This is a genomic window from Chitinophaga japonensis (assembly GCF_007830125.1).
Taxonomy (GTDB): Bacteria; Bacteroidota; Bacteroidia; order Chitinophagales; family Chitinophagaceae; genus Chitinophaga; species Chitinophaga japonensis.
This window is the reverse complement of record NZ_VLLG01000003.1, coordinates 754,352-780,742: the sequence shown is the minus strand read 5'-3', so window position 1 is coordinate 780,742 and position 26,391 is coordinate 754,352. Positions and strand designations below refer to the sequence as shown.

At 54.4% G+C, this 26,391-nt stretch carries 18 protein-coding genes; 5 read left to right on the top strand and 13 right to left on the bottom strand.

Annotation, left to right across the window (positions count from 1 at the left end):
* The first annotated feature begins 9 nt into the window (after positions 1-9).
* The 4 genes from LX66_RS12205 (at position 10) to LX66_RS12190 (ending at position 10,089) form a co-directional block, all read left to right on the top strand.
* Positions 10-3,519, top strand: a complete 3,510-nt coding sequence (locus tag LX66_RS12205; RefSeq protein WP_145713647.1) for a SusC/RagA family TonB-linked outer membrane protein — start codon at positions 10-12, stop codon at positions 3,517-3,519.
* Between the two features lie 51 nt (positions 3,520-3,570).
* Positions 3,571-5,154, top strand: coding sequence for a SusD/RagB family nutrient-binding outer membrane lipoprotein (locus LX66_RS12200; RefSeq protein ID WP_145713644.1), 1,584 nt, complete (start codon positions 3,571-3,573; stop codon positions 5,152-5,154).
* Positions 5,155-5,342: 188 nt separating this feature from the next.
* Positions 5,343-8,447 (top strand): SusC/RagA family TonB-linked outer membrane protein, encoded by a 3,105-nt coding sequence (locus LX66_RS12195; protein WP_145713642.1) that lies wholly within the window; start codon positions 5,343-5,345, stop codon positions 8,445-8,447.
* Positions 8,448-8,472: 25 nt separating this feature from the next.
* Positions 8,473-10,089 (top strand): RagB/SusD family nutrient uptake outer membrane protein, encoded by a 1,617-nt coding sequence (locus LX66_RS12190; RefSeq protein WP_145713639.1) that lies wholly within the window; start codon positions 8,473-8,475, stop codon positions 10,087-10,089.
* Between the two features lie 155 nt (positions 10,090-10,244).
* Here LX66_RS12190 and LX66_RS12185 read toward each other — a convergent pair whose 3' ends face one another.
* The 3 genes from LX66_RS12185 to LX66_RS12175 all read right to left on the bottom strand — a co-directional run bounded on the left by LX66_RS12185 (position 10,245) and on the right by LX66_RS12175 (position 14,210).
* Positions 10,245-11,093, bottom strand: a complete 849-nt coding sequence (locus tag LX66_RS12185; protein ID WP_145713636.1) for an alpha/beta hydrolase — start codon at positions 11,091-11,093, stop codon at positions 10,245-10,247.
* Positions 11,094-11,221: 128 nt separating this feature from the next.
* Positions 11,222-13,561: a M1 family metallopeptidase gene (locus LX66_RS12180; RefSeq protein WP_145713633.1), complete on the bottom strand. Its 2,340-nt coding sequence runs from the start codon at positions 13,559-13,561 to the stop codon at positions 11,222-11,224.
* 55 nt (positions 13,562-13,616) lie between these two features.
* Complete coding sequence (locus LX66_RS12175) at positions 13,617-14,210, bottom strand: HupE/UreJ family protein (RefSeq protein ID WP_145713630.1); 594 nt, start codon at positions 14,208-14,210, stop codon at positions 13,617-13,619.
* Between the two features lie 68 nt (positions 14,211-14,278).
* On the opposite strand from LX66_RS12175, the gene LX66_RS12170 reads away from it, so the two are divergent.
* Positions 14,279-14,770 carry a DUF6702 family protein gene (locus LX66_RS12170; RefSeq protein ID WP_145713627.1) on the top strand — a complete coding sequence of 164 codons (492 nt, stop codon included), beginning with the start codon at positions 14,279-14,281 and terminating at the stop codon, positions 14,768-14,770.
* A 3-nt stretch (positions 14,771-14,773) separates the two neighbouring features.
* On the opposite strand, the gene LX66_RS28625 is transcribed toward LX66_RS12170, so the two are convergent.
* From LX66_RS28625 to LX66_RS12120, 10 genes are all read right to left on the bottom strand, one after another.
* On the bottom strand, positions 14,774-14,974 hold the full coding sequence (locus tag LX66_RS28625) for a type II toxin-antitoxin system RelE/ParE family toxin (protein WP_407643595.1): 201 nt from the start codon (positions 14,972-14,974) through the stop codon (positions 14,774-14,776).
* 112 nt (positions 14,975-15,086) lie between these two features.
* On the bottom strand, positions 15,087-15,269 hold the full coding sequence (locus LX66_RS12160; protein ID WP_145713624.1) for a hypothetical protein: 183 nt from the start codon (positions 15,267-15,269) through the stop codon (positions 15,087-15,089).
* A 73-nt stretch (positions 15,270-15,342) separates the two neighbouring features.
* Positions 15,343-16,647, bottom strand: coding sequence for a phenylacetate--CoA ligase family protein (locus LX66_RS12155; protein WP_145713621.1), 1,305 nt, complete (start codon positions 16,645-16,647; stop codon positions 15,343-15,345).
* A gap of 7 nt (positions 16,648-16,654) precedes the next feature.
* The gene (gene acpS, locus LX66_RS12150) at positions 16,655-17,044 is read right to left on the bottom strand and encodes a holo-ACP synthase (RefSeq protein WP_244620383.1); all 390 of its coding nucleotides are present in this window, start codon (positions 17,042-17,044) and stop codon (positions 16,655-16,657) included.
* Positions 17,029-18,696 carry a C45 family peptidase gene (locus tag LX66_RS12145; protein WP_244620382.1) on the bottom strand — a complete coding sequence of 556 codons (1,668 nt, stop codon included), beginning with the start codon at positions 18,694-18,696 and terminating at the stop codon, positions 17,029-17,031. The genes acpS and LX66_RS12145 overlap by 16 nt, the downstream gene beginning before the upstream one ends.
* A 91-nt stretch (positions 18,697-18,787) precedes the next feature.
* Positions 18,788-20,293: a phytoene desaturase family protein gene (locus tag LX66_RS12140; protein WP_145713617.1), complete on the bottom strand. Its 1,506-nt coding sequence runs from the start codon at positions 20,291-20,293 to the stop codon at positions 18,788-18,790.
* A 73-nt stretch (positions 20,294-20,366) separates the two neighbouring features.
* Positions 20,367-24,233, bottom strand: coding sequence for a trifunctional MMPL family transporter/lysophospholipid acyltransferase/class I SAM-dependent methyltransferase (locus LX66_RS12135; protein WP_145713614.1), 3,867 nt, complete (start codon positions 24,231-24,233; stop codon positions 20,367-20,369).
* A complete protein-coding gene (locus tag LX66_RS12130) occupies positions 24,226-25,395 on the bottom strand; it encodes a DUF2062 domain-containing protein (RefSeq protein WP_145713611.1) in 1,170 nt (389 codons plus the stop codon). Before LX66_RS12130 ends, LX66_RS12135 begins: the two co-directional genes overlap by 8 nt.
* Before the next feature lie 27 nt (positions 25,396-25,422).
* Complete coding sequence (locus LX66_RS12125; protein ID WP_145713608.1) at positions 25,423-25,797, bottom strand: hotdog family protein; 375 nt, start codon at positions 25,795-25,797, stop codon at positions 25,423-25,425.
* Positions 25,794-26,384, bottom strand: coding sequence for a hypothetical protein (locus LX66_RS12120; protein ID WP_145713605.1), 591 nt, complete (start codon positions 26,382-26,384; stop codon positions 25,794-25,796). Before LX66_RS12120 ends, LX66_RS12125 begins: the two co-directional genes overlap by 4 nt.
* Between the last annotated feature and the right edge of the window lie 7 nt (positions 26,385-26,391).

The following is a 26,391-nucleotide window of genomic DNA, read 5'->3' as shown; positions in this document are numbered from 1 at the left end:
TAAAAAACAATGACAGTCAAATCATACTTCCTGTTTGTAAGTATGACTGCCGGCCTGCCATTCATGCTGCTGCCGGCGGCAGGCATGTCCCTGCCTGTAAGGGCCGCCTTCCCGCCTGCATACCAGCTCCAGGACCATCACACCCAACTCCCCATCCTGGTAAGCATACAGGTAAAGCAGCGGCCACTGGAAGCCGTGATGACGGAAATTGCCGCACAAACCGGGCTGCGCTTTCACTATGACAAGGCGGACCTGAGCCAGCGCCTGAAAAGGAAAATCACCCTGCACTGCAATAAAACCCCGGTGGAAGAAGTGCTGGACATGCTGGCGGAACAAACCGGGCTCAAATTCGTATTGAAGGAAGATAAAGTGATCGTAGGGCCGGGGGAAACGGGCAGCCCGGCTGCCAACGTGGAACTGGTAAACGGCGCGCTGCCCGAAAAGGAAATATACGGACAGGTGCGGGACCCGCACGGCCGCCCGCTGGCCGGGGCCACCATACTGGTCAGGAACAGCACCCGCGGCACGCAGGCCGATGCCGACGGCGCATTCCTGGTCAGGGCCGCAGCAGGGGATATCCTGCTGTTCCGCTCTGTAGGCCACCTGCACAAGGAAGTGATGGTGGGCGACCAGGAAGAGATCAACATTACCCTCGAAGAAAGCATTAAAGGGCTGGATGAATTCGTGGTCACCGCCCTGGGCATCTCCAAGAAAACCCGGGAGCTCTCCTACTCTACCCAGCAGGTGAACAACGAGGACCTGACCCGCGTAAAGGACGCCAACGTGATCAACAGTCTTTCCGGCAGGATCGCCGGGGTGAATATTTTCCGCAGCGCATCCGGCCCGGGTGGATCTGCCCGGGTAATATTAAGAGGTAACAAATCCACCCGCGAAAACCAGCCCCTGTACATTATTGACGGCGTGCCCATGGCCAACTACACGCCCTCACAACCGGCCAACATCTGGGGAGAATCGTCCGACATTGTAGGCAACAGCGGGCGCGATGGCGGGGACGGCATCGCCAACCTGAACCCGGACGATATTGAGACCATCAGCGTGCTCAAAGGCGCATCCGCCGCCGCCCTCTATGGCAGCCAGGCCGCCAACGGCGTGATCGTGATCACCACCAAAAAGGGCCAGCCCGGTAAAGGACATATCAACGTCTCCTCCGACCTGACTATCTCCACGCCCATGCTGCTGCCCAAACTGCAGTATCGCTACGGGCAAACTATCCGCCCCTATACGGATGACAAAGGACAGCCGCAGCCCGGCGCCGCGGAAAGCTGGGGCGCTCCCGTGCAGGCCCCGGATCATGTGCGGCCCTTCTTCAATACCGGCGTTACCTTTACCAACTCCGTATCTTTCAGCGGCGGGATAGACAAAGCGCCCTCCTACTTTTCCTATTCCAATACCAACAATAAAGGCATACTGCCCAATACCAGGCTGGACCGGCATACCTTTAATTACCGCGGCTCCCTGCGCCTGCTGGACAACCGCCTGCTGCTGGACGGCAATGTGACCTTCCTGCTGCAAAAAGCCCTGAACCGCCCGGCCAGCGGCCTGTACTTCAACCCGCTGACCGGTTTGTATAACTTCCCGAGAGGACTGGACTTTAACGACTATAAAAATTATGAGTACGCGGACCCTGCCCGCGGGCTGCCGCTGCAAAACTGGTGGAACATCCGCCACGACAAGGAATGGACCGGGCAGGACGACCAGCAGAACCCCTACTGGCTGCTGTACAGGAGCCTGCGGGAAGAGAACCGCACGCGCAGCATGGGCTCCCTTTCCATGAAATACCAGTTGAACGACTGGCTGTACGTGCAGGCCAGGGGCAGCTTTGACCGCTCCTACGACCAGTATGAGCTGAAAGCCTATGCCGGTACGCAAACCGTGCTGTCGCCGCCCAACGGGCGCTACACCCTGGAAAAAGAAACCAATACCCAGTTATACGGCGACCTGATACTAAGCGCCGTAAAAAAACTGGACAGCCGGCTGCAACTGGCGGCCACCCTGGGCTCCAGCATAATGGACGTGCGGGCGCATGACCGCACGCTCATCAGCACCAATCCCAACGCGAACCCGGGGCTGAGCGTCGCCAATCATTTTTCCGTGGCGGATATTTCCAGCAATGCCCTGGATGCACAGCAGTATATTGAAAAAAAACAACTGCAGGCCGTTTTTGCCAGCGCCCAGTTAGGTTTCCGGGACTACCTGTTCCTGGACCTGACCGGCCGCAATGACTGGTCCAGCACCTTTGCCTATACGCCGATCAATGGTAAAGGTTATTTCTATTATTCCACCGGGCTCACCGCCCTGCTGAGCGATATGGTGCAACTGCCGGCTTTCGTGGACTTTGCCAGGCTGCGCGTTTCCTACGCCAAAGTAGGTAACGACATAGCACCTTATGTATCCCGGCCGGCGCGCTTCACCCTGCAAACCGTAGCCGGGGTAACCCGCATTTCGTTTAACACCCGCTCCCCCTATCCCGGCGTGTACCTGAAACCGGAGGACAACCGCTCCCTGGAAGCCGGTACGGAAATACGCCTGCTGGATAACCGCATCAACCTGGACCTGACCTGGTACAAGAACAATAATTACCAGCAGTACATGGAGGTGCCGGCCCCCAGCGGCAGCGGCTTCCTGTTCTATTACCTGAACCTGGGCAATATCCAGAATACGGGCCTGGAGGCGGCTATCACGCTGGTGCCTGTACGTAACAAGCATTTCAAATGGCAGTCCGTTCTCAACTATGCCTTCAACAAAAACGAGGTCATCCAACTGAGCAATCCCGGCATACCGGGCGCAGGACCGGACAATTATTTCATCCTGACGGATTTCCTGACCAATATGTACGGCTCCTTCATCAAGGAAGGCGGCTCCTGGGGCGACATTTACAGCAACAAGGAGCTGTACCGGAACGAAAAAGGGCAGTATGTGATTGACGGGGACGGGCACCTGAAAACCAACAAGGACGTGCTGAAGAACATCGGCAATCCCAACCCGCGCTTTACGCTGGGCTGGAACAATATGCTGAACTACAAAGGCTTTACGCTGAGCTTCCTGGTAGATGGAAAGTTCGGCGGCAAAGTGATGAGCATTACGCAGGCCATACAGGACGAGTACGGCGTAAGCGAAACCAGCGCCCGGGCCAGGGATAACGGCGGCGTGGCGCTGAATGCCGTATACGAGGATGGCAGGCCTTTTACCGGGAAATATGATGCACAGCAATATTACACGACCATCGGCGGCCGTGCAGGCATCGGTGAAATGTATATGTATGATGCTACCAACATACGCCTGCGCGAGCTGTCCCTTAGCTGTCAGATACCTGTCCGTTCCAAATGGATACGGCAAATGCAGGCCGGGCTTACAGCCAGGAACCTTTGCTTCTTTACCCTGCATGCGCCTTTTGACCCGGAAGTATCCATGAGCTCCGGCAACGGCCTGCAGGGCATAGACGTTTTCGGACAGCCCGCCGTGCGCAGCATGGGCGTCAACCTGAGAGTGGGGTTTTAGACCTGTTAGGTTTTAAAAACCTGGCCGGTCTGCTGACTAAATATCGCTGATATGACCAAACGTGTGACCATTACCGCATTATTCCTGTATGCAGCGCTGCTGGGCGCCTGCACCAAAAGCTTTGAGGACATCAACAAGAACCCCTATGATTTCCACGAGGACGAGCTGAAGCCCGACCTCAAACTGCTGGGCGAGCCGCTGGTGCAAACCATGCTCAACATCATGGTGAGCAATGACCCCGCTACCGCACAGGTGCAGCAAAACCTCGTCGGGGATGTTTACTCCGGCTACATGATGACGCCCACGCCTTTTGAATCCAACCGCAACAATACTACCTACGACCTGCTGGACAACTGGAACAACCATATATGGACCGTGGCCTACGGCAATGTAATGCCCAACTGCAGGTTTGTGCAGGAAAAATCAAAAGGGCGCTACTCCGATTTCTATGCCTGGGCGCAACTGCTACGCGTAGTGGCCATGCACCGGGTAAGCGATGTATACGGGCCGGTGATCTATACGAAGTACGGCATTATCAATCCCGATGGCAGCATTGATTACGACAGCCAGCAGGAAGCCTACAACGCATTTTTCCGGGACCTTTCCGAAGCCATTGATACGCTGACGCTGTACGCTTCCCGCCCGCAGCGGAACTTCACCGCCTTTGACCTGGCCTATGGCGGAGATTACGCGCAATGGGTGAAATTTGCCAACTCCCTGCGCCTGCGCCTGGCCATCCGCATTTCAAAAGTAGATCCTGCCAAAGCGCGAACTGAAGGCGAGGCCGCCCTGCAACACCCGCTGGGACTGCTTTCCGGCCCGGCCGACAATTTCAACATCAATATCAGCCCCGTGGCCCACCCGCTGTTCGTGATCTGCTACAAGTGGAACGATATCCGCATGGGCGCGCCCATGGAGTCCATTATGACCGGCTATCACGATCCGCGGCTGCCTTATTATTTCCTGTATTCCGACAGCCGTGACTCTTCGTATAATGGTATCCGTAATGGTATCAACATTACCAGCCGGGATACCTACAACGGCTTTTCCAAGCTGTCGCTCCGGCAGTTGGAGCAAGGCAAGATACAGTTGATGACGGCAGCCGAAACCTGGTTCCTGAAAGCAGAAGCGGCGCTGTATGGCTGGGAAGGCGCCGGTGATGCAGGCAGCAATTATAACGAAGGCATCCGGGCTTCCTTTGCGCAGTACCAACTGGAAGACAAATATGCCGCCTACGCCAGCAACAATACTTATACCGCCCGGCCTTATACGGACCCGAAGAATGCCGACAACAATGTGCCTGCCGGCAGCCCCTACCTGAGCAACATCACGATACGCTGGGACCCCGGCGCCACGCCGGCGCAAAAGCTGGAGCGCATCATTACGCAGAAATGGATCGCCATGTTCCCCGAAGGGGAAGAAGCCTGGGCCGAGTTCCGCCGCACCGGCTATCCAAAACTGTTTCCCGTGGTGCTGAACTACAGCAACGGGAAGATATCCACGGAGCAATTTATCCGGCGCATCAATTTCTGCCAGTTGGAATACGCCACTAATCCGCAGGGAGTAGCCAGAGCCCTGCAGGCGCTGGGCGGACCAGACAATGGCGGCACCCGCTTATGGTGGGACAGGGAATAAGATCAAAAAACTTATCCAGTACGATAGTACCTCTCCTCTCCTTGCACGACCTCTATCCTGTATCCCACGGGGATCAGACCGTGCACAAGCAACAACACTAGTGATTAAAGTTATGAACGACAAAAAACAGCGCTTGCGCTGAGGGGGGAACTATTGCCCGATTATGAACAATTCAACCAAAAATTCATATGAACAGAAGATCACGTCTTACATGGACATGCAGACCAGCCAGCATTGTACTCTGCCTCGCACTGGCGGCGGATGCGCGTATGCATGCCGTTGCAGCCGCTCCGGCATTTGCTCACATTGCCGTGGAGCAGGAAATAACAGGAACCGTGCGTGACGCCCAGGGAACGCCTTTGCCGGGTGTGACCGTACAGGTAAAAGGCACCAGCAAGGGCACGCAAACCAACGGCGATGGCGTGTTTAAGATCAGCGCCAACCCTGGCGACGTGCTGGTGTTCAGCTCCATCGGTTTTGTAGCCACAGAAGTCACTGTAGGCAACAGCAGCACCATGAGCGTAACCCTGCAGGGCAATGTAAGGGGACTGAATGAACTGGTAGTAACCGCGCTCGGTGTTAAAAAGGCGCCGAAAGCACTCACCTACTCCCAGCAGAGAATAGGCGGCGAAGAGCTCACTACCGCCAAAGACCCCAACCTGATGAACTCCCTGAACGGTAAAGTGGCCGGCGTGAACATCAACCGCAGCAGCGGCGGCGCGGGCGGCTCCGTAAAGGTGATCCTGCGCGGTAACAAATCCGCACAGGGCAGCAACCAGCCGCTGTACGTTATTGATGGTATCCCTATGACCAATTTCACCGTGCAGCAGCCCAACAGCACCTGGGGCGGCGATGGCAATATCAGCTATGCGCCCGGCCGCGACGGGGGCGATGGTATCTCTAACCTGAACCCGGAAGATATTGAAAGCATTTCCGTATTGAAAGGCGCCTCCGCTTCCGCCCTGTACGGCAGCCAGGCGGCCAATGGCGTGATCCTGATCACCACCAAAAAAGGAAAAGCCGGCGCTACCAAAGTGGATTTTTCCAGCAGCTTCATGATGGATAAGGTAGCCATTAAACCCAAGTTCCAGGACGCATACGGGCAGGACCCCGATGCAGCCACCAATAGCTGGGGGCCTTCCATTAACGGCGCTAAAGATAACCTGGACGACTTTTTCCGCACCGGCAACACCTGGATCAATTCCATCGGCCTGTCCGGCGGCACGGAAAAAATGCAGACCTATTTCTCCTACGCCAACACCCGCTCAGAAGGCGTGATGCCCGGTAACGACCTGCGCCGCCATAACATCACTTTCCGGGAAAGCGCCAGCTTCCTGGATGGCAGGCTGAAGCTGGATGGCAGCGCCAACGTGATCATACAGAAAATAAACAACGCGCCGGTAACCGGCTTGTATTTTAACCCGCTCACCGGCCTGTACCTGTTCCCCAGGGGCATGGACCTGCAACCGTACAAGGACAATTATGAAGTGTTCAATGACGTAAGGCAGATCAACCTGCAGAACTGGCCCTTTAACGAGGACGTGCAGCAGAATCCATACTGGATCGTAAACCGGAATACCAGCCAGACAGAGCGCACCAGGACGCTGTTCAGCGCCTCCGCCCGCTACGAGTTCAACGACTGGCTGAATATACAGGCCCGCGGTAATATGGACCGTACCAACGATACCTACGACGCGCAGATCTATGCCGGCACGCAGGGCGTACTGGCAGGTCCCAATGGCCGCTACATCATGAACAACCTCACCACCACCCAGTTCTATGGTGACGTGATCCTGAACATGAACCGCTCTTTCAATGACTTTAAGCTGAACCTCCTGCTGGGCTCCAGCATTACCGATACCCGCACCAAGGGTCTGCGTGCAGACTCCTACAACGGCAGCCTGTATGTAGCCAATTTCTTTGTGCTGCAGAATATGACGCCGGGCAGCCAGTTCAATACGGAACCGGCCAGGCGCCAGCAGTTGCAGGCGGTGTTCGGCAACGCCAGCCTTTCCTATAAAGACCTGGTATTCCTGGACCTCACCGGGCGCAATGACTGGTCGTCCAACCTGAGCTTCACGCCCAACGGTTCTTACTTCTATCCTTCTGCAGGTCTGTCCTTTATCCTGCACGACCTGTTCCATTTGCCGGAACCGGTAAGCTATGCCAAGCTGAGAGGCTCCTACTCCGTAGTGGGCAACTCCGTGCCGATCTATGTAACGCACCCGGTGAACAAGCTGGGCACTTCCGGCGGTACGTTTGATTTCAATACCATCCAGCCTTTCACGGACCTGAAACCGGAAAAGACCAAATCGCTGGAAATAGGTACGGAATGGCGCTTCCTGGATAACCAACTGAGCTTTGACCTTACTTATTACAAGACCAACACTACCAACCAGTACTTCCAGATAGCGGTACCGCCGGGCACCGGCTACAGCTTCCGCTATATCAATGCCGGCGACATCCAGAACTCCGGTATAGAAGTGATGCTGGGCTACAACCTGGTGCAGTCCAAATTCTTTAAATGGAATACCACTGTTAACTATTCCATGAACAATAACGAGGTAAAGGAACTGGCGCCCAATATAGACCAGTTCATCCTTACCGACCCGGGCTCCAACTCCTACACCTCCCTGATCAAGGCAGGCGGCTCCTACGGCGACATTTACGGCACCGTGCTGGAGCGTGACGAGCAGGGCCGCGTAATAATAGGGACCAATGGCACACCCAAGGTAAGCGCTACCCAGCAATGGATCGGCAATCCCAATCCCAAATGGCAACTGGGCTGGAACAACAGCTTCAATATCAGGGATTTTTCTGTGAACTTCCTGGTAGACGGCAAGTTCGGCGGACAGGTGCTCTCGCTCACGCAAGCCATGCTGGACCAGTACGGCGTATCTGAAGCCAGCGGCAATGCCCGCGCCAATGGCGGTGTGGATATTAACGGCGTAACGGAAGATACCAAGGAGCCGGTATCCAAAGCAGACGCCAAGAGCTGGTACAAAACCATCGGCGGCCGCGCCGGCGTGAGTGGTGAATACATTTACAGCGCCACTACCGTAAGGCTGCGTGAAGTTTCCCTGGGCTATTCCCTGCCCGCTTCCGTGCTGAAGAACAGCTTTGTGAAGAACCTGCGCCTCTCGCTGATCGGCCGTAACCTGGTTTACTTCCACCGGGATGCGCCTTATGATCCGGAAGTGACCATGTCTACCGGCAACGGGCTTTCCGGGGTGGATGTGTTCAGCCTGCCTGCCACCCGCAGCTTTGGCCTGAACCTGAACGTGACCTTTTAAGTAATTCAATCTAAAAACAAGGAAGATGAACAAGATCAGCTATCAATATAAAGCACTGGCGGTAGCGGCCCTGGCTACACTGCTGGGAGCAGGCGCCTGCACCAAGAATTTCGAGGATTACAACACCGATCCTACCGGGCTTACAGAAGACCAGCTAAAGCCGGACTTCAACTTCATAGGCGGCTTTTACCCGCAGATACAATCCGCTATCTACTATAACTATAACAATACGGTATGGGAATACCAGTTGCAGCAAAACCTGATCGGCGATGTGTATTCCGGTTATATGATGTCGCCCAATCCTTTCCAGGGAAACGTCAACAACTTTACCTATGCATTGGTGGACGGCTGGAACGGTTTCCCCTTCAGCCTGGCCTATAACCGCGTCATGGCTCCCATTTTTGAAGTGAAGAGAAGGGGAGCGCAAACGGTAGCGCCGGATTTCTGGGGCGTGGCCCTCATCCTGAAAGTGGAAGCCATGCACCGGGTAACGGATATTTACGGTCCCATTCCGTACAGCCAGTACGGGCAGGGCGGCACCACCGTTGGCTATGACGACCAGGAGAGCATCTACAAACGCTTCTTCAAAGAGCTGGACACCGCCGTTACCAACCTGAAGACCTACATGACGGAAAAGCCCGGCGCTACGCCTTTCGCCAAGTTCGACATGATCTACGGCGGCGACTACCGGCAATGGGTGAAGTTTGCCAACTCGCTGCGCCTGCGCCTGGCGATGCGCATCGTGGAAGCAGACCCGGTGACCGCGAAAGCGGAAGGTGAAAAAGCGCTGGCAGATGAAGGCGGGCTGCTGGAATTGAATACGGACAATGTAATGGTATCCGGCTACGGCATCAAGCATCCCCTGTACACCATTACCAATAAGGATGGCTGGAGCGATATCAGCATGAACGCTTCCATGGAATCTTACCTGGTGGGCTACGACGACCCGCGCACCGGCAAGTTCTTTGACCCTGCATCTGATTATCCCGGCCAGTATAAAGGCATCCGTATAGGCAGCAATGTTACCGCCAAACCGGGCTACAGCGGTTTTTCCACCCTGGCCTACAAGAACACCAAAACCTTTGCAGACGCTACGCCCCTGCAGCTAATGACGGCAGCGGAAGTATTCTTCCTGCGGGCGGAAGCCGCGCTCCGCAACTGGAGCAACCCGGGCGGTACAGCACAGGAGCTGTATGAAAAAGGCATCAGCACCTCCCTGTCCCAATGGGGCGTGGCAGACAGGGCTACAGAATATATCAATGACGCTACCAGCACGCCGGCAGATTATACAGATCCAAAAAATGCCGGCAACAACTCCCCGGCGCTTTCATCCATTACGATCCGCTGGGACGATGCCGCCTCCTTTGACGTAAAGCTGGAACGCATCATTACACAAAAGTGGATCGCTATATTCCCGGAAGGACAGGAAGCCTGGTCCGAGTTCCGCCGCACCGGCTATCCGAAGCTGTTCCCCGTGGTGAACAACCTGAGCAACGGCGAGATCAGCACTTCCGTACAGATCAGAAGGATCAACTTCCCGCAGGCAGAGTACACGGCCAACCAGGCGGAAGTACAAAAAGCTATTCAGTTATTAGGCGGGCCTGATAACGGAGGTACGAGACTGTGGTGGGATAAGCCATAAGCCACTATACTCTCTATCTACATTTCACACGTTTGAAAAAGCCGCTGGTGTTCCCACCGGCGGCACTTTTTTAACAGGAAGAAGGAAGTAAGAGGTAAGAAGTAAGAAGTAGGAAGTAAGATGTTGGATGGATGACAATTAGGCAACGCCACAACTTACTTCTTACCTCTTACTTCCTCCTTCCTACTTTCGAAGTACCGGTGAAAAAACAATAGCTGGTACTGCACAGCATTGGACCAGTAATCCCAGTTATGCTCCCCGGGCCGTTCAATATAGTCATGCTCTATTCCCTGCTGCAGCAACTGCTGATGCAGGTGGCGGTTTACGTCAATAAAAAAGTCCTTTACCCCGCAGTCAATGATCAAAGACAGGACGCCGTTTTTCAGGCGGTAGGCCTGGTTAATAGCCGTATAATCATTCCAGTTATCATAATGGGAAGCCGGCTCACCTAAGCGTTGCGCCAGGTCCCAGTTCTTCGGGAAGGGGCGGATATCCACGCCACCGCTCATGCTGCCCGCAGCGCCGAATGTTTGCTGGTGGCGCATAGCCAGGAACATCGCGCCATGCCCGCCCATGCTCAGGCCTGTAATGGCCCGGTATTTTCTTTCCGCGCGGGTGCGGTAGTGGCTGTCAATATAAGCAGGTATCTCGGTTCCCACATAGGTTTCAAATTTCATGCTGCTGTCTACCGGGCTGTCAAAATACCAACTGCTGAAACCACCGTCAGGGCATACCACCAGGCATTGATAGGTATCCGCGAGGCCGGCCAGGCCGGGTACTTTCCGGGTCCAGTCTGCATAATTGCCGCTGTAGCCGTGCAGCAGGTATACCACCGGAAAACGTTCGCCGTTTTTTGTATGATAGGTATCCGGCGTTATCACCACGCATTTATAGCTTTTATGCATCGCCTTGCTGAATATGCTGATAGTATCTACCCGGGCGGCATGCGCTGTAGCGGACATCAACACAAACAGGCAGGCGATCCGGAGGAAACGATTGTTCATACAGTGGACATTTTATAGTAAGCGCAAAATATAAAACAAAAAATGCTAAATATAAAAGCAGGAGTAAAAGTGTCTATAAAACACTTTACTCCTGCTTTTAACGTATAGGCATGCCTGCCGGCTATTTATCAATTGCTGCCTTCCCTGGCCGCCTGCATCGGGTTCCGGCCCCTGCTGGCGCCCCTGGGGCCCCGCTGCTGCTGGAACAGCTCAAATTTGGAAGGCACGGATACCCTGGGCCAACTGTTATTCTCCTCATCAATATCGGCGGTTTCGCGCTGGGGGTCCAGCTTAATGGCTACCACCTCCTTATCCTTGGCAAACACCTTGGTAACATGGTACTCATCCTTGCGCCAGATATAGGCGGAAATACGGTCCGTTTCCTTCGTGCCATCCGCAAAGGTCCATTCAATGATCAGGGGCATTACCAGGCCGCCTACATTGGAGAAAGATACTTCATAGAAGTTCTTTTTGCTGTCATACAGGCGTTTTTCCTCCGGCGACAGGGAAGCGTACATTTCATTATAGCGCGCCTTGTCCTTGTCACTCACCGCAAAGCGGTCCCATTTGCTGTAGAAGTCCTGCAGGCTGGTATCCTGGTCCACGGCAAACTTTACGCCGGCTGCGCGGTTGCGGGCACGGCTGATGTGGTCCGCATCCCGGTCATACTCCGCTTTTTTATCGCGGCTTACGGCACCGGGTTCCTGTGTATCCAGCCGGTACCATTTTACACTGTCGATGGCGATGTCCACCGGCTCAATACCATAGAACCATCCGCGCCAGAACCAGTCCAGGTCTACTGCGCTGGCATCTTCCATGGTGCGGAAGAAATCTGCCGGGGTAGGATGCTTGAAGGCCCAGCGGCGGGCATATTCGCGGAAAGAAAAGTCAAACAACTCGCGGCCCATCACGGTTTCCCGCAGAATGTTCAGCGCCGTGGCAGGCTTGGCGTAGGCATTCGGGCCAAACTGCACAATGTTCTCGGAGTTGGTCATTACCGGCTCCAACTGGTCTTTGGACATTTTCATGTAGTCCACGATCTTGTAGGCAGGTCCGCGCCTGGAAGGGAAATTATTATCCCATTCCTGTTCTGTCAGGAACTGGCAGAAGGTGTTCAGGCCCTCATCCATCCAGGTCCACTGGCGCTCGTCGGAGTTCACGATCATGGGGAAGAAGTTATGTCCCACCTCATGCGTGATCACGCCGATCATGCCATTCTTGGTGGCTTCGGAGTAGGTGCCGTCCTTTTCAGCGCGGCCGTAGTTAAAGCAGATCATGGGATATTCCATGCCATTGGCGGCTTCCACGGAAATAGCCACGGGATAAGGGTAAGGAATGGTATGCTTGGAATATACTTTCAAAGTATGCGCCACCACCTTGGTGGAGTAACGGCGGTATAAGGGATAAGCCTCCGGCCCGTAGTAGGACATGGCCATCACCTTTTTGCCTTCCACGTTGGTAGCCATGGCATCCCACACCAGGCGGCGGGAGCTTACCCAGGCAAAGTCCCGCACATTGCGGGCTTCGTATATCCAGGTTTTGCTGGCAGTGGACCTGCTTTCCAGGTTTTGCTTCGCTTCGTCCAGCGTAATGATCTCCAGCGGCTCCTTGCTGTTCTGCGCCTGCTGCCAGCGCTGGTACTGGGTGCTGCTCAGCATCTCCTTATAATTCTGGCATTCGCCGGTAGCGCCTACTACGTGGTCTGCCGGCACGGTCATCTTTACACGGAAATTACCGAAGGTAAGGGCAAACTCCCCGCGGCCGGTGAACTGTTTGTTCTGCCAGCCCTGGAAGTCGGAGTACACCGCCATGCGCGGATACCATTGCGCCATGGTGTACAGGTAGTTACCGTCTTCTGAAAAATATTCATAGCCACCGCGGCCGCCTTCGCTCATGCGGTTGGAGATATTGTACCACCAGTCTATTTTCAGGCGTACCTGTTCTCCCGGCATCAGCGTTTTGGGCAGGTCCACGCGCATCATGGTCTGGTTAATGGTGTAGGGCAGCGTATTGCCGCCGGCATCGGCCACCTTCACGATCTTCACGCCCAGGTCCTTATCCTCCTTCAATACCCGGTTAACGCTCCACATGGACATTTTATCGTCCATCTTGCTGCCGTCAAAGCTCTGGTTATCACTCCGGAGATCATGTTCGTTCTCGTCCAGTTGCAGCCACAGGTAGGTCAGCGGGTCCGGGGAGTTATTGTAGTAGGTGATTGTTTCCGAACCGGTCAGCTTCTGCTTTTCATCGTCCAGGGTGGCGGTGATATCGTAGTCCGCCCGCTGCTGCCAGTATTTGGGCCCGGGTACGCCGGAAGCGGAGCGGTACATGCTCGGGTCCCGCAGCATGCTGCCCAGTTGCTCAAAACGGGTACCATGATTGGACCCGTTCGGGTTGGGCGCCTGTGCCATCAATAGATTCGCAAAGCCGCAACATAACAGCGGCAATAGAAAGTGCTTATTTCTCATGAAACAGTGTTAATTAATGGTTAGTAGTCAATTGCTGACTGCTGTTCGATATTAATTATATGATCAATGCTTTAAAACGGTCTATGGCCATCATAAATGCGACGCCGAATATGGCGGAGGAGAGGAACATCACCCAGTCCCGCCGCTTTACCCCGGTCACATTTACAGTAATGCCGGCCATGAGCAGCACAATGGCCACTACCAGCACCTGGCCGAATTCCAGTCCCAGGTTAAATGCCAGCAGAGGTGTCACCACATTGGCGGTTGTCCCGAGCAGGCTTTTCAGGTAATTGGAAAAGCCCATACCATGTATCAGCCCGAAGAACAATGCAAAGAAATAGTTCAACTGTACGGCTTTCGGTTGGTCTACGGCCGGGCGGCGTATAATGTTGAACAGCGCTGTAATGAAGATCGTCACCGGTATAAGGAACTCGACCAGGCGCGTAGGCACTCTTACCAGGTCCAAAACGCTCAGCGCCAGGGTGATAGAATGCCCGATCGTAAATGCTGTAACCAATATCAATACCCGTTTCCAGTCACTCAGTAAATAAACCGCGCTCAGGGCCGCGATAAACAAAATATGATCATACCCGTCCCACGCTACTATATGCTGCCAACCTAACTGGAAATACATGGCGAATTCGCTCATTGCCTATATTTTGCCTAATTTTGGTAATTATATGAACTCTGCGTTTAAAATTAAAATTTTTTAGTCAAGTGGGCTTAATATTATGTAAATGGCTGGTGCCGGTGTGGTATGTGTTCGTTCATCCCTTCTATGTAAGCGTAACGGAAATAAGACATAATGCAGCCAAACAGGAGCTGGAGATCAGTTGCCGCATTTTTTCCGACGACCTGGAGCAGGCCCTGAAAACGCAGTATAAGTCCCCTTCCCTGGATATTATCCGCCCCGCCAACCGCAAAACAGTGGACAGCTTCCTGTCAGATTACATCACCAAACACCTGCGTATAACGGCAGACGGCAAGCCGCTGCACCTGCAATACCTGGGTTACCAGATAGCCGAAGACGCCACCTGGTGCTTCCTCGAAGTAAAGCAGGTAGCGGCGGTAAAGCGCCTGCAGGTAAGCAATAACATTCTCTACGCGGAGCATCCGAACCAGATCAATATGATGCATGTGATTGTGCAGGATGAACGCAAGAGCACCAAGCTGGATAACCCGGAGCAGGAAGCGGAGTTCAGGTTTTAGACATTATTTGCGGTTTCTCCTGAGCAGCTTTTTGACGCCCCTGTTATTTTTCAGCAACCGTGCGGCATGATGTACCGTTATAATGCCTACCTGCTCTTCGCTGATAATCTCATAAATGATCCTGTAGTGACCACAGAGGAGCTGACGGACGGTACTTATTTTTAATTCGGGAACGATCCTGCCGATCAAGGGGTGTTGCGCCAGGATATCAACCTTCTCAAAAAACAGCCTTACCTGCGCTTCGGCATACTGAGGGAATCTTTGGAGATAAACGTTGCTATTTCATCAATATCTTTTATAGCCCTTTTGCTCCAGACTATTTCAGCCATTTTTTCAATTTCTTTCTGGCTTCGTCTGTAGAATAGGTCAGCCCGGCCTTTATCTGCTGCCGGCCCTCTTCAATTTTGTTGATAAGCAAAAGCCTGTCAAATAATTGAGTGGTTTCAAATGTATCAGGCATATCCTTTATTGCTGATAAAACCTGTTTTTTTGTAAGCATAACATTACTCCTTTAAAATCAATAATTCACAAAACTAAAATTACCGATTTTCCTTTGAAAAACCTTATTACTATTACAAACCGCTCCCCTGCCTATTATCCACAAACTTCACCGCCTTTCTCCCCCCTTCCGGCAATTGCATTTTCAATATTTCCGACTGGCTGCAGTAACGCAACTGGGGAATTACGCGCAGCCGGGCCTGCAGGTAGGAGCGTATCCTGCGGTCCGTATCCTCCGATTCGGAAACGGGCCACAGGTGCAGCAGTATCTCGTCCGTACCTATTTCATTGGAAAACACTTCCACCACAAACTCCTTTACTTCTTCCATTTCATTCAGCAGGTCAAACAGGGCAGGCGGGTACAGGGTGGTGCCCTTGTACTTGATCATCTGCTTCTTACGGCCGATCACCGGGGAAAGCCGGATGGTATTACGCCCGCAACTGCAGGGGTTCGCCTCATAACGGCAGATATCACCGGTTTTGTAGCGCAGCAGGGGCATGCCTTCCACACCCAGGGTGGTAATGGTCACCTCCCCTGTTTCACCAGGCCCTACGGGCTGGTCCTGCTCATCCAGCAGCTCCATGTACAAAAGCTCGGGATGATGGTGCCCGCCGCGCCCGGCCCTGCATTCTGTAAAGGCGGTCTGCATTTCCGTGGAGGCGTAAGTGGAATACAGCCGGATGTCCCATTGCTCCGTGATCTTCCTGCCCAGCACATTCAGTGAAAAATCCGTATGGCGGATATTCTCGCCTATACATACCGCCTTTTTCACGGAAGCGGCATTGAGGTCAATATGATGTTCTTTGGCGAAAGCGATCAGCTTCAGTATGAAGGAAGGTACGGCTACGATGGTGGTAGGCTGTATGCGCTGTATGTTCTCCCATTGCAGGGAAGGCGCGCCCGGCCCTACCCGCAGCACACCGGCGCCCAGCTTGCGGATGCCGGTATAATAAGCCATACCGGCCATGAACTGCCGGTCCAGCGTAAGCATGAGCTGGTAAATATCCGTATCTGCGCCGTCTGCGCAGCAGAAGGACATGTATTCATTATAGCTCAGGCGCTCCAGGTCCCTGGCGGTGAGCGCAATGATCACCGGCTTACCCAGTGTGCCGGAAGTGGTGGTGTACTCCGCTATCCGGCTCCGGTCCACGCACAGGAAATCCCAGTTGCGCTGCTGCAGGTCTTCCTTGGACACCGGCGGTATCTTTGCCAGGTCGTGGAGGGAACGGACTGTATCCGGCTGCACCTGGTGCCGGGCAAACCAGTCCTGGTAAAAGGGAGAGCACTGCCGCAGGTAGCCGATCAGGCGCAGCACTTCCTTTTCCTGGAATTGCCGGATGGCGGCGGCGGATTGCAGTTCTATGTCTGGTATGTACATATCGGCGCTAAATTTCTATGATCACCATCGCTACAGCGGTTGTTTTCACATGCGACAGCGATACCAGTATCTGTTGAATGTTCAGTTGCGTATAACGCTCGGCCGCATTGCCTATCAACTGCAGCTCCGGCTTTCCGGCGGCGTTGTTGCGCACCTCTATTTCATTGAAATGCACGCCGCCATTGCCCCAGCCCGTGCCCAGCGCTTTCAGCAGGGCCTCCTTGGCGGCAAAGCGGGCGGCATAATGCTCGTAGGGAGCGGCCTGCTGTTCGCAATAAGCAATTTCATGCGGTGTGAACACCAGCTCCCGGAACCCCTTCCCTTTCTTTATCTTCTCCTCTACCCGGGCCACTTCTGCTATGTCTGTACCGATGCCGTATATCATGGTTGATCGCATTTCTCCAGTTGCCGGCGTATATGCATTTCCTCCTGTTTGGTGGCGATCTCCTTGGTGAGCGCCGTTTGGTAGTATTGCTTTGCCTCCTGGTAGCGCTTGTGCCGGAAAGCATAATCGCCCGCCAGCACATAGGTGTGATAAAATTCCGGGTTGGAGGCGATCAGCTCCTGCAGGTTCACTTCCTTTCCCTTTTTTACCTGCTCTTTCAGGTGGCGGAAGGTCATAAAGGAACGGTATTCCTTCGTCAGCAGGAAAGTATCCGCCGGTATGGTCAGCGCGCTGTCGTACAGCTCCCTGTTCTCCTGCAGGCCATGCATGCTGAATATCTTGTTGAGATCATACGCCACGAATTTCCCCAGTTGCCAGGGTGCGGTAGATATCCATACCAGCCGCCTGGCCGGCTCAAACACAATGCCGTGGTGGGCGATGAGCTGGTTCACAGCCTTTTCATTGCCCATGCCGATGTTCCGTCCATGCAGGCCATAACGGTCCCGTAAAATGCGCACGGTTTTCTGCACGGTGTTGGGACCGTTCTGCTGCAACAGCTCCGACAGGCGCTCATAACGGTATGCGCTGGCGCTTTCCTTTACCTGCTCCAGGTTGGAGGGCAGCCGGCCCAGCGTATCCCCCTGGAAATGATTGGTGCAGGTTATGAAATGCCGTTGCGGATCATACATATCCATGCCTTCCGGCGTTTTTTCAATGATGGCCGCCCGATTGTCCGCTGCAGAACCGATCAGGAAAGATTCCGACACGAACATTTTCCGTCGCTGCGCAATGATCCAGGCCTCCTGTATGTTACCGGCGTATTGCAGTATCTCCCGGGCCACCAGCGATACCGGCGTGGCGGAGCCGGTAGGTATCTCGCTTTTGTCGGCATTGATGGTAACGGTCAGCCCTTTCTCGTTCATCCCGGACACTACGCCGGTAAAGGCGGCCCAGGTTACCATCATGAAACGGTGGCCTTTGTCCGGGCGATAGAAGGCCACTATCTTATCTTCCGCAAATTTATCTCCTACGTAAAAATCAAAATTACGGCCTATGATCAGGCTGCTGTCTGCCGAGCGGTCCGCCCAGGTAGCAAAAGAAGTACAGCCCACCAGCATCATGTTCTGCAGGGCGTGGCCAATATCGTGCGCGGCGTGATAGTTGAGAATACGTTCGTAATTGCTGCCGATAAAATCATAGCGGCCTTTGGCCGCGGCGAATGAAATGCCGTAGATCTCCTCCTTGTTCTCTTCCGCTATGTTGTCGGCCAGGTGCCGGTTGAACCAGCCTACAAAATATTTGAGAAAGTGCAGGTAGAAGCGGGAAGGGATCATTTCACGGATCTGGTCCACGAAAATATCCTCCTGCCTTTGCACCAGCTCCTCCGTGAGCTTGCCGTAGATCACGCCCCGCTCAAAGGGCGCACCTTCCACGTACAGCTCATACAGGCCGCTGTTGCTTTTGCGGAACCAGTTGTTGCCAATGGTATAGCAGGCCGTATCCAACTGCGTGCGCTGCAGTTGCAGGGCGCTTTTATCCGCGATCTCCGGCGGATCGATATGCGAAACGCTTACGACGTAAATGATCAATGCCAGTATCAGCAACAGCAGGATACCCGTTATCCATAATAGTACCCGCCCTAATTTCTTTAAGCCTCGTTTCAAACTAAAAAAATTAAAAATTAAAAGTAAAAAAGCAAAAATTAAAAAGCAGCACGTCAAAGATTTCGCTTCTTTCTTTTTTACTTTTTATTTTTTACTTTTTATTTATTTCCTCCACCAGCCAGTCCAGTCCCAGTATTTCCCCGCAGGTCATCACAGCGCTGATGGTAACGCCCAATATGCCATGCAAGTTCAGGTTTTGCCCGGTAAGATACAAATTGGACAGTTTAGTACGGTGCGTGATCATGGTCTTTAACGCATCCTTATAGTCCTTTTGCACGCCGTACATGCTGCCATCCGCCGTGCCCAGGTAATCACGGAAAGAGAGCGGTGTAGCGGTGTAACAGGTATCTATACAATTGCGCAGGCCGGGAAACCGCTGCTCCACCACATCCAGCAGGCGTTCCGCCTTGCGCCGCTTAAAGGCATCGTAGTCCGCTCCTCGCGGCTGCTCCAGCGAGGTGGTATTGAAGGTATGCTGCCAGGGCCCTACCTCCCGGTAATGCATGTAGGTTAGCACGGAAAGGCTATCCGTATACGGCATGTGGCGGGAGCTGGCGGAGGCGAACAGGCCATAGGTCAGCGGCCAGTTGTCCTCCCGGTAACTGGTGCCCGCCCAGGCATCATCCGTCTGGTGGTAGTAGTAGTTATAGTTCAGGTAGGGAAAAGTGCCCGGTTTCAATACGATATTGAGCACAAAAGGCGCAATCGCATTTTCCAGGGTACTGATGCGGCTGCGGTAAGCGCTGCGTATCAGCTCACTCTCCGTCATATCCATGGTCTGGGTGGGATGCAGGTTGGAAATATAATGCGTAGCCCTTACCTGTTGCCCGTTGTCCAGCACAATATGGTCTACCCGGTTGCCTTCCCCTATGATCTGCCGTACGGCCGTATTCCGGAAGATCACGCCACCTTTTTCCATAATGCCGCGGGCCAGCCATTTGCCGATCTGGGAGCCGCCGTCCACGCATTTCCAGGCATCTTCTATGTAGCTGTTCACCACCAGCGCATGCACGTAAAACGGGGTTTTGTCCGGCACGCCGGCGTACAAAAGGTTATTGCCGGCCAGCACCTGTTGCAGGCGCTCATCACTGGTAAGCTGCCTGAAAAATCCGCTGGCATTGATGTTCAGCACTTCCTGCTTTTCCGCGTAGCTGCCGGTGCGCAGGTTGTACAGGGGAAAGCGGCTGCACACATCCTTCATGGTATGGCAATAGGCTTCCAGCGCGCTGCGCTCCCCCGGGAACTCCTTCAGCAACTGCCCGATAAAATTATCGTAGCCCTGGGCCAGGCGGTACACTTTTTCATGACCGGCAAAAGCAATATGGTCAAAACCGTCCATATCCAGGCGCTGCAGCTTGAGCTTGTCGATAATGCCCAGGTAACGGAATATCCTGTTCAGGGTACGCCCTTCTCCCAGGCCGCCAATGTAGTGCACGCCGGAGTCGATAATGGCCTTATTGCGCGCGTAGGTCTGCAGGCTGCCGCCGATCTGCTTATTCTTTTCGAATATGGCTACACGGTACCCGTTGCGGCTCAACATAGCGCCGCAAACAAGACCGCCGAGGCCGCTTCCTATTATGGCGATGTCGTAATTCATAATGTGTATTTGAAGCAGGAAGTAAGATGTACGATGTATGAAGTAGGAAGAGTCTTGCTTTTGATATCCTACCTCATACTTCCACTTTGCTCTTACTGATCACATATACTACATTCGATGTATACTTCGTCTGATCAATCTCCTCCAGGCTGGCGCCCATGTCCGTTACCAACTGCCGCAACCGGGCAGCGGAGAAGAAGGACAATTGCTGTTTGGTTTTGTTGAAGCCCAGCACCCGGGTGCTGAAAAATTCCGTAAGACGCGTGCCCTGGTGCCTTTTATCCAGCCCGGCATCCCCGTCGCGCACCACGATCACGCCGCCGGGCTCCAACTGGTCCAGGCAGCGCTGCAGCAGTTGCGCCTGCTCTTCCGGCTGCAGGTAATGTAGCACATCGCTGATGATAAAGGCATCCTGCTTTCCGAAAGTATAGTTGACAATGTCCGCATGCACAAAATCCAGCTTGTCATTCTTCAGGTAACAATGCTGCGCGGCAGCGATCTTGTCCTCGTCATAATCCACGCCCGTGATAATACGTTCCACAGCCAGGAAGTGCAGCATGTAGGACATAAAGCCGTAACCGCAGCCAATATCCATGATCCGCCCCTTTTCCGGCAAGAGGCAGTGAAACAGCGCATAGTTTTTCTCCAGGCGGGTTTTAATGCGCATGTACCACTCCAGTACCGGTCCTTTATAAATGTAATTGTAGATCAGTTGCTCGCGGAAATAGGCCGGTGTTTCCAGCTCCTGCCGCAGCGCTTCATACTGCTGCCTGAAATAACGGCTGATCTTTTTGGTGCGGGCTGCATAGCCCTCTCCCCAATCCGCATCCTGCGGGTGTATGCGGGGCAGGTATTTAGCCGTGATGGTGCCGTTCTTCAGCAGAAAATCGCCCTTGCTCATATTGTAGGCCGTGCCGTGGATGAGCACCGGCAGTATGTCCAGCCCCAGTTGCTCCGCCAGGTAAAAAGCGCCTTTATGAAAGCGTTTGATCACCGGGTCGGGAGAGCGGGTGCCTTCGGGGTAGATCACGATGGAATAGCCCTGCTCCACCATACCGCGCAGTTTGTCTACACTGGCTTCCACGCCTTCCGCCACCGGGTAGTACTCCGCCAGCCGCACCACTGCGCCGAATACCGGCGAGCGCCACACCCATTCATTGGTCAGTAAAATAACTTTAGGGTTCAGGGAAACGGAGATGAGGATGTCCAGGAAGGACTGGTGGTTGCTGATAATGACAGCAGGCTTCTCCAGTGTTTCCTTCAGGGGATTGACCACCCGTTTTTTAATATTGCCCATGATGTGCAACTGCGACCAGGTAAACCAGGACAGGCACACATGGTACAGGTATTTTCCTTTTTGCTTGTTGAAAGGGTTCAGCCGGATCAATACAAAGCCCACGGCCGTCAGTAAAAAGCTGCCCAGGGTAAAATAGGTAAAGGCGATCACGGACAGCGTCCAGCCGCTGGCCGTCCAGGGCGCGTAGCCTTTGCGCACCCGGTTCGTGATCAGCCAGTTGAACAGCCAGGGTATCAGCACCTGCGATATCACTACCACGCAGCCTATGCCAATAATGGAGATCAGCGCAATGGAACGCAGGGAGGGATGCTTTGCAAATATCAGCACGCCCAGGCCCAGCATGGTGGTAATGGCGGAGAAAAAGATGGAAGAGCGGAAAGAAGGCAGTTGCGCTTTGCCGGAGCGGTACTGCTGCAGCAGGCCGTCCATCGTAAAGATGCTGTAATCATCGCCCAGCCCGAAAATAAAAGTGCTGAGAATGATGTTCACGATATTGAACCGGATGCCAAACATGCCCATGATGCCCAGTATCCATATCCAACTGATGAGCATGGGAATAAAGGTGATCAGCGCCAGCTCTATACGGCCGTAGGACAGCAGCAGGGCAAAGAACACCAGCAGGGAGGTCATCCAGGCAATGCTGTTGAATTCATTGCGTATCACCACGGCCAGGCGGTTAGCGGCATATTGCTTGTCCAGTACGGTGGTATGCGGCCGGGAGGCCAGCGCGTCATACACGGCCTGCTTTTGCCCTTCGCCCACTTTCAGCAGGGTTACCAGTGATACCTGGTCCTGCTTCCGGGTGATGTAATCGCCGGGAGCGCCCGCCAGCAGTTGCTGCTGCACGGCGGCGGGCATTACGGTAAAATCCTGCTGCAGCCATTCCGCAAAGGGCGTGAACGCGGAGGCGCTGAAGCCTGACTGCGGCCCCTGCTGCTGCAGGGTGGCGATAAGCTGCTGTTTCTTCTCTGCTGTCCAGTACCGGTTCCAGCGCGCGATACGGGCCCGCTGCGCCTGTTCGGACAACACCAGTCCCCCTACGCCGGCATGCCGCTTCACAATGCCCTGCTGCTCCAGTTGCTGCAATACCGGCAGCATGCGCTCGTTTTCCCGCAGCGCGTCTTCCAGGGTACGGCCCTCCGTTACCACGTATACGGACTGCGCCGTATAAGCGTTGAGGTGATTGAGCCGGGATTCCGCCGCTTTCAGTTCCGGGCGCATGAAATTCAGCCGCATCATATCACTCTCGAAACCCACCTTCCCGGCAGTGAAGCAGAACAATACGGTCAGCAGCAGGATGCCGATCACCAGGTATTTATTCTTCTCCGGGCGGTAAGCGGCCAGCTTGTCCAGCCAGGTGCGCCGGTGCACGGACGTGTGGATATGCGGCTGCGCGGATGTGATCCAGTGCGGTAAAAATATAAGGGAGAACAGGGCAGCGCCTACCAGGCTGAGGGCGGCAAACAGGCCCACATCCTTCAGCATGGGCGACTGCACAAACTGCAGGCACAGGAAACCGCCCACCGTGGTAAAGCTGCCAATGGTCATGGGCGTGGCCAGCTCGCGGATGGTCTCACGGATATTGCCCAGGTGGCGGTAGTGGTTGAATACGTGCAGGGAATAATTCACTGCAATGCCCAGCACCACCGCGCCTGCACCCAGCGCAATCACCGAAATGCGGCCCTTGATCACGTATATGCAGGCCAGCGAGAACAGCGCGCCAAATACCACCGGCAGCATCACCAGCAGGGGCGCGCGTTTCTTCCGGAAGAAAACCGCGATCAGCACGATCAGCAGCACCACGGTAATGCCCTGCGTAAACAGTGTATCCTGCCGCAATTGCTGCGCATTGCCCACAGATACGGCCGTAGCGCCGAAATAAAAGGCCTCCGTAGCAGGATGATGTTGCTGCAGGCTGTCCAGCGATGCCTGTAACAGCTCCAGGAAACGGGCATTCTTACCGGTGGCGTTCGGCGGATAAGCCGGGGTAACGAACATGAGCAAATGGCGGTGGTCCCTGGTCATAATGTACCCGTCGTACAGCTCGTACTGCTCATCCAGTTGTAGCTGCTGCAGTTGCTGAACGCCTATCCACGACATCCCCACCGGGTCTGCCTGTATCATTTTCTTCAGCACCAGTCCTGCCGGGGAGATCAGCGTATGATAATTATTTTCCAGCGTTTGCCGCAGGCGTTGCGGCGCTACCAGGGAATCAATGGTCTTGTAATCTTCTTCTTCCAGGAACAGGGGCAGGTGATTCTGCACAGTTTGCACCAGGTGCATCATCATGCTGTCCTGCACTTTTTCCTGCACCGCTTTGATGTAGGGCGACAGCGATTCATTTTCCGCCAGGGTAAGCCCCAGTTCAGCGGCAAACCGGGTAAGGCTGTCCGGCTGTGCCGCAGCAGTGGTATCTTCCTGTGCAATGATCAGCACCAGCTTGTCCGCAAAGCGGGAATCGCTGAACACCTGCTGCAGCTTGTCCAGCGTTTTGTCCCGGGGCAGTATACGGGTAATATCTTCTTCGAGCTGTATGCGCGCAGCCAGCACCGCCGCCAGCGCAAAGCAGGCAATGGCGCAGGTCCACAGCCAGGCTTTGCGCGCGGCAAAGAAATTGTAAATGCTTACGAAGAAATTACCCATTAATTCTTGGCTTTCTGAATATCATTAACAATATATAGGTCACCAGCAGCGCTGTGAGCCCTGCTATTACCGCCAGCGTCACACTGCCGTAGAGGTACTGCAGCACATTACGCTGCACCGCTTCCTGCGTAATATCCTTGCTGAACACCAGGAAAGTGGCGTCTGTGCCCATCCATACCCGGCCCATCAAAAAGCTGCCGAAGATGATCAGCGGGATCATGGGCGGTATGCTGATGTTGGCGGCAATCAGCACCAGGGCCTTGTTCAGCCGCATCAGGCTGGCCAGCAGCAATGCTACCAGCATCTGGAAACCCCAGATGGGCACAATGCCCATGAACACGCCGAAGCCTACGGACAGGGCCTTTTTCCCGTTGGACTCCCGGGGGTTCAGCAGCACTTCCTTCCACAACCATATCCAGGTTTCCCTTTTCAGGATAAAACGGATGAAGTCGCGCGGCTTGATGTACAGGAAGGTGATCAGCACCAGCACCGTATTCAGTACGCTGATGCGGGAAAAATCCCGGAAGGGGCGGAAATGCGATACCCTTTCCTCCGCCGGAGGATAATATACCTGCACCGGCACCCAGTCTATCCTGATCCCCTTCCAGGCGCTGCGCACCAGCACTTCCACCTCAAACTCGTAGCGGGTGCACCAGAAGCGGATACGCTCCATGAGCAGCAGCGGGTACAGGCGGTAGCCGGACTGGGTATCCGGGGCCTTCAGGCCGGTTTCTACATAGAACCAGAAATTGGAAAAGCGGTTGGCGAAGGTATTCTTGCCCGGCATGTTCTCCTGCTGCAGGTTACGCGCACCGATAATGATGGCGTCCCCACCCTCCTCCAGCCGGTCCAGGAAAGCGGGCAGGTCCGCGGCAAAATGCTGCCCGTCCGCATCCATGGTGATCACATGCGTGTAGCCCTGCTGCAGCGCATAGGCAAAGCCGCGGCGCAGCGCTATGCCTTTGCCCCGGTTGGGCGCATACTCCACGCGCTGCACGGTGGGATATTGGTCCAGCACCTCCGCAGTATGGTCCGTACTGCCGTCATTGACCACAATGACATGCTGTGTATGAGACAGCACGTCCTGCAACACCTGCCCCAGTGTAGCGGCGTTGTTGTAGGTAGGAACCAGTACTGCTATGTTGCGTATTTCGTTTGCCATATATGTTGTGGTGCCGGCGGGTAACAACTAACCACTGATCCTGAAGGTGCCCTGGAATTTCATGAATACCGTTTGCCCGCTTCTGATCACGGCGCTGGTCTTTACCAGGCCGCCATCCTGCAGCGCGTATTGCAGCGTTACGCTCACCTGCGGCTGCGCCACCGGGTTTATCATGGTCATGAACTTCATATTGGCGGCTTTCTGCAGCAGCAGCCTGCGCTGCAGGCACTGTTCCAGCAGCTCCTGTATGGTTTGCATCATGCAAACGCCCGGCACTACCGGCTGCCCGGGGAAGTGCCCTTCAAAAATGGGATGCGCGGCATTCAACGCCAGCGATACGGTAAACGTTTCCGGCGTTTGCTCCGATGCTACAATGGTATAAAAATTTCCTGCCAACATCATTGTGCTACACGTTGTAGTGAAATATTAAACTTAAAGTTCTGATGCTGTATGCGGATGGTATCCGGCACTCCTTCCCGGTAATGACGCATCCACACCTTTACCACCGGCTTCCGTTTGGATGCCTTTTCTATCCGCTCCAGCCGGGCGCAGGCCGTGTCTGTCACGTAATAGTTATTGCCTTTGGCCGTGGGCACGGTGATATACCGGTGGCTGCCGTCCTCCAGCACATACGCCTGCTGCAGCGATGGCCGCAGCAACACCAGCTCAAAATCATTGCGCAGGGTCTTCACCACTGCTTTTTTATCCATTTTGGGCAGCATGTAATGCTTTACAAAACCGCCGTCCCTGGTAAACTCAAAATCGAAGAACTTGAATCCCATCTCGTTCGCAAATACTACCCGGAGGCTGCTGTCCGGCATCTGCTTGAAGAACAGCAGCCCGCTCAGGTGATGTTGCAGCACATCCACCTGGGTGCTGTACAGCGTGTTGCTGAACTGCGGCCGGAACTGCCGTATGCAGGCCACATCGCCGGCGCTGCGCTGCAACCCGCGGTAAGCGGAGGAACAGCCGGCCAGCAGGCAGCCCATGCATACA

Excerpts from the sequence above, each read along its gene's own strand:
- LX66_RS12135 (WP_145713614.1), bottom strand. The coding sequence starts at position 24,233 with ATGGGTAATTTCTTCGTAAGCATTTACAATTTCTTTGCCGCGCGCAAA.
- LX66_RS12200 (WP_145713644.1), top strand. The coding sequence starts at position 3,571 with ATGACCAAACGTGTGACCATTACCGCATTATTCCTGTATGCAGCGCTG.
- LX66_RS12120 (WP_145713605.1), bottom strand. The coding sequence starts at position 26,384 with ATGGGCTGCCTGCTGGCCGGCTGTTCCTCCGCTTACCGCGGGTTGCAG.
- LX66_RS12205 (WP_145713647.1), top strand. The coding sequence starts at position 10 with ATGACAGTCAAATCATACTTCCTGTTTGTAAGTATGACTGCCGGCCTG.
- LX66_RS12140 (WP_145713617.1), bottom strand. The coding sequence starts at position 20,293 with ATGAATTACGACATCGCCATAATAGGAAGCGGCCTCGGCGGTCTTGTT.
- LX66_RS12195 (WP_145713642.1), top strand. The coding sequence starts at position 5,343 with ATGAACAGAAGATCACGTCTTACATGGACATGCAGACCAGCCAGCATT.
- LX66_RS12185 (WP_145713636.1), bottom strand. The coding sequence starts at position 11,093 with ATGAACAATCGTTTCCTCCGGATCGCCTGCCTGTTTGTGTTGATGTCC.
- LX66_RS12155 (WP_145713621.1), bottom strand. The coding sequence starts at position 16,647 with ATGTACATACCAGACATAGAACTGCAATCCGCCGCCGCCATCCGGCAA.
- LX66_RS12190 (WP_145713639.1), top strand. The coding sequence starts at position 8,473 with ATGAACAAGATCAGCTATCAATATAAAGCACTGGCGGTAGCGGCCCTG.
- LX66_RS12175 (WP_145713630.1), bottom strand. The coding sequence starts at position 14,210 with ATGAGCGAATTCGCCATGTATTTCCAGTTAGGTTGGCAGCATATAGTA.
- acpS (WP_244620383.1), bottom strand. The coding sequence starts at position 17,044 with ATGCGATCAACCATGATATACGGCATCGGTACAGACATAGCAGAAGTG.
- LX66_RS12125 (WP_145713608.1), bottom strand. The coding sequence starts at position 25,797 with ATGATGTTGGCAGGAAATTTTTATACCATTGTAGCATCGGAGCAAACG.
- LX66_RS12180 (WP_145713633.1), bottom strand. The coding sequence starts at position 13,561 with ATGAGAAATAAGCACTTTCTATTGCCGCTGTTATGTTGCGGCTTTGCG.
- LX66_RS12130 (WP_145713611.1), bottom strand. The coding sequence starts at position 25,395 with ATGGCAAACGAAATACGCAACATAGCAGTACTGGTTCCTACCTACAAC.
- LX66_RS12160 (WP_145713624.1), bottom strand. The coding sequence starts at position 15,269 with ATGCTTACAAAAAAACAGGTTTTATCAGCAATAAAGGATATGCCTGAT.